3 protein-coding genes and 3 tRNA genes are annotated in these 2,975 nt (G+C 49.8%); 4 read left to right on the forward strand and 2 right to left on the reverse strand.

The window, feature by feature from the left end; translation table 11 throughout:
* Position 1: 1 nt before the first annotated feature.
* A tRNA-Ala gene (locus RTW80_RS23595) sits at positions 2–77 on the reverse strand.
* 220 nt (positions 78–297) lie between these two features.
* Here RTW80_RS23595 and RTW80_RS23600 point away from each other — a divergent pair.
* Positions 298–657 carry a YfeC-like transcriptional regulator gene (locus tag RTW80_RS23600; protein ID WP_000472021.1) on the forward strand — a complete coding sequence of 120 codons (360 nt, stop codon included), beginning with the start codon at positions 298–300 and terminating at the stop codon, positions 655–657.
* A 1-nt stretch (position 658) separates the two neighbouring features.
* The gene (locus RTW80_RS23605) at positions 659–1,051 is read left to right on the forward strand and encodes a MerR family transcriptional regulator (RefSeq protein ID WP_000826503.1); all 393 of its coding nucleotides are present in this window, start codon (positions 659–661) and stop codon (positions 1,049–1,051) included.
* A 51-nt stretch (positions 1,052–1,102) separates the two neighbouring features.
* On the opposite strand, the gene gltX is transcribed toward RTW80_RS23605, so the two are convergent.
* Positions 1,103–2,518, reverse strand: coding sequence for a glutamate--tRNA ligase (gene gltX / locus RTW80_RS23610; protein WP_000695655.1), 1,416 nt, complete (start codon positions 2,516–2,518; stop codon positions 1,103–1,105).
* A gap of 258 nt (positions 2,519–2,776) precedes the next feature.
* Between gltX and RTW80_RS23615 the strand changes: the two genes are divergently transcribed.
* Both RTW80_RS23615 and RTW80_RS23620 read left to right on the forward strand, forming a co-directional pair.
* Positions 2,777–2,852, forward strand: a tRNA-Val gene (locus RTW80_RS23615).
* Positions 2,853–2,896: 44 nt separating this feature from the next.
* A tRNA-Val gene (locus RTW80_RS23620) sits at positions 2,897–2,972 on the forward strand.
* The last annotated feature ends 3 nt before the right edge of the window (positions 2,973–2,975 follow it).

Genomic DNA, 2,975 nt, shown 5'->3' on the forward strand with positions numbered 1-2,975 from the left:
TTGGTGGAGCTAAGCGGGATCGAACCGCTGACCTCTTGCATGCCATGCAAGCGCTCTCCCAGCTGAGCTATAGCCCCGTCACGTAAAGTTTGTCGAGTTGACGGGCGGCATCATATGAATTCCGCCCGAATGTGTCAACGGCAAATTGCAACGTGTAGTTTCAATCGCTGAAAAATCAGGCAAATGAACAATTTTGGAAAACCGCTCGCATTCAGTAGTTATTCATGTCACGGTTTCCTGTAAAGTGGTGTTATAAAATGAACTACTAATAGACCCACATACATTCAGGGAATTGTTATGTTCAAGGAGAGGATGACACCAGATGAACTTGCCAGACTGACCGGCTATAGCCGCCAGACCATTAATAAATGGGTACGCAAGGAAGGCTGGACAACGTCACCAAAACCTGGCGTCCAGGGTGGCAAAGCCCGACTGGTTCACGTCAATGAACAGGTTCGTGAATATATTCGCAATGCTGAACGTCCAGAAGGTCAGGGAGAAGCGCCTGCCCTTTCTGGTGATGCGCCGCTTGAAGTATTGCTGGTGACACTGGCGAAAGAGATGACGCCAGTTGAACAAAAACAGTTTACATCCTTGCTTCTGCGGGAAGGGATTATCGGATTGTTACAACGCTTAGGGATTCGCGATAGCAAATAATATGAAAAGATTACGCAATAAAATGACCACCGAAGAACTGGCTGAATGCCTCGGTGTGGCTAAACAAACTGTTAACCGTTGGATCAGAGAAAAAGGCTGGAAAACGGAAAAATTTCCCGGCGTGAAAGGCGGTCGTGCCAGACTTATTCTGGTCGATACGCAAGTTTGCGAGTTTATTCAGAACACGCCAGCCTTCCATAACACACCAATGTTGATGGAAGCTGAAGAGAGAATTGCTGAATACGCTCCTGGAGCACGCGCCCCGGCGTATCGACAAATCATCAACGCGATAGATAATATGACAGACATTGAGCAGGAAAAAGTCGCGCAATTTTTGTCACGTGAAGGAATTCGCAATTTCCTCGCCCGTCTCGATATTGACGAATCAGCATAAATAAAAAACGGCAGGATATTATCTCCTGCCGTTTATCTTTTTACACGCTAATTACTGCTGATTTTCGCGTTCAGCAATAAAATCCAGCGCTTTGTTGATACGCTCGATACTGCGGGTCTTACCAATTGCGTGAACGGTAACATCCAGTGCTGGAGACTGCCCCGCACCGGTTACGGCGACACGCAGCGGCATACCAACTTTACCCATACCCACTTCCAGCTCATCCGCCGTCGCCTGAATAGCGTGATGAACGTTTTCAGCGGTCCAGTCAGTAATCGCGGCCAGTTTGTCACGAACCACTTCCAGCGGCTGACGCGCTACCGGACGCAGATGTTTTTTCGCGGCGTCGGCATCGAACTCAGCAAAATCTTCGTAGAAATAACGGCAGCTCTGTGCCATCTCTTTCAGCGTCTTGCAGCGTTCGCCCAGCAGTTTCACCAGATCAGCCAGCTGCGGGCCGTTACGGGTATCGATATTTTCCTGCTCAATGTGCCACTGTAAGTGAGTAGCAACATACTCCGGCGGCAGCGCGTTAATGTAGTGATGGTTCAGCCACAGCAGCTTGTCGGTGTTGAACGCACTGGCAGATTTGCTGACGGCATTCAAAGTGAAGTATTTGATCATCTCTTCACGAGTGAAGATTTCCTGATCGCCGTGGGACCAGCCCAGACGCACCAGATAGTTCAGCAGTGCTTCTGGCAAATAACCGTCATCACGATACTGCATTACGCTGACTGCCCCGTGACGTTTGGACAGTTTTTTACCGTCATCGCCATTGATCATAGAAACGTGCGCGTAAACCGGCACCGGCGCTTTCAGGGCCTTAAGAATGTTGATCTGGCGTGGCGTGTTGTTGATATGGTCTTCGCCACGGATAACGTGGGTGATTTCCATATCCCAGTCATCGACAACCACACAGAAGTTATAGGTTGGGGAACCATCGGTACGGCGGATAATAAGATCGTCCAGTTCCTGGTTGCTGAACTCGATCGGACCACGGATCTGATCGTCAAAAACAACAGAACCTTCCTGCGGGTTAGCAAAACGTACAACACACGGTTCATCATCAGCATGATGCTCATGGCTGTGGCGGCAGCGACCGTCATAACGCGGCTTCTCACCTTTCGCCATTTGCTCTTCGCGCAGCGCTTCCAGGCGCTCTTTAGAGCAATAGCATTTATAAGCAGTGCCCTCTTCCAGCATCTGATCGATCACCGCGTTGTAGCGATCAAAACGTTTGGTCTGGTAGTACGGACCTTCATCCCACTCCAGGCTCAGCCAGTTCATGCCATCCATAATGGCTTCGATAGCTTCCGGCGTGGAACGCTCAAGATCGGTGTCTTCAATACGCAGCACGAACTCACCGCCGTGGTTACGTGCAAAAAGCCAGGAGTAAAGAGCAGTACGCGCGCCGCCAACGTGCAGATAGCCTGTTGGGCTTGGCGCGAAGCGAGTTTTGATTTTCATGAAATGGCCTTACGTTTAGAAAGATGCCGACAACCGGCAAATCCTGGAAAAATTGAGTGGGCGATATTCTATCACTCCCGCCTGATTCCTCAATGTAGTTCGGGTTTCTACCTTACGCATTATTGTTTTCGTTGACAAATTGCGCAACACGGTCTGTTTTGCGATCATCTTGCTTAAATTTACGACGAACGAACAATTTCTTTAGAAAATGCGTTGACTCATTTTGAACTCTCCCTATAATGCGACTCCACACAGCGGGGGTGATTAGCTCAGCTGGGAGAGCACCTCCCTTACAAGGAGGGGGTCGGCGGTTCGATCCCGTCATCACCCACCAACTACTTTATGTAGTCTCCGCCGTGTAGCAAGAAATTGAGAAGTGGGTGATTAGCTCAGCTGGGAGAGCACCTCCCTTACAAGGAGGGGGTCGGCGGTTCGATCCCGTCATCACCCACCACTT

The organism is Escherichia sp. AM3 (assembly GCF_032029835.1).
GTDB classification, from domain to species: domain Bacteria; phylum Pseudomonadota; class Gammaproteobacteria; order Enterobacterales; family Enterobacteriaceae; genus Escherichia; species Escherichia coli.

Coding starts and splice junctions, on each gene's coding strand:
- RTW80_RS23600 (WP_000472021.1), top strand. CDS start 298: ATGTTCAAGGAGAGGATGACACCAGATGAACTTGCCAGACTGACCGGC.
- RTW80_RS23605 (WP_000826503.1), top strand. CDS start 659: ATGAAAAGATTACGCAATAAAATGACCACCGAAGAACTGGCTGAATGC.
- gltX (WP_000695655.1), bottom strand. CDS start 2,518: ATGAAAATCAAAACTCGCTTCGCGCCAAGCCCAACAGGCTATCTGCAC.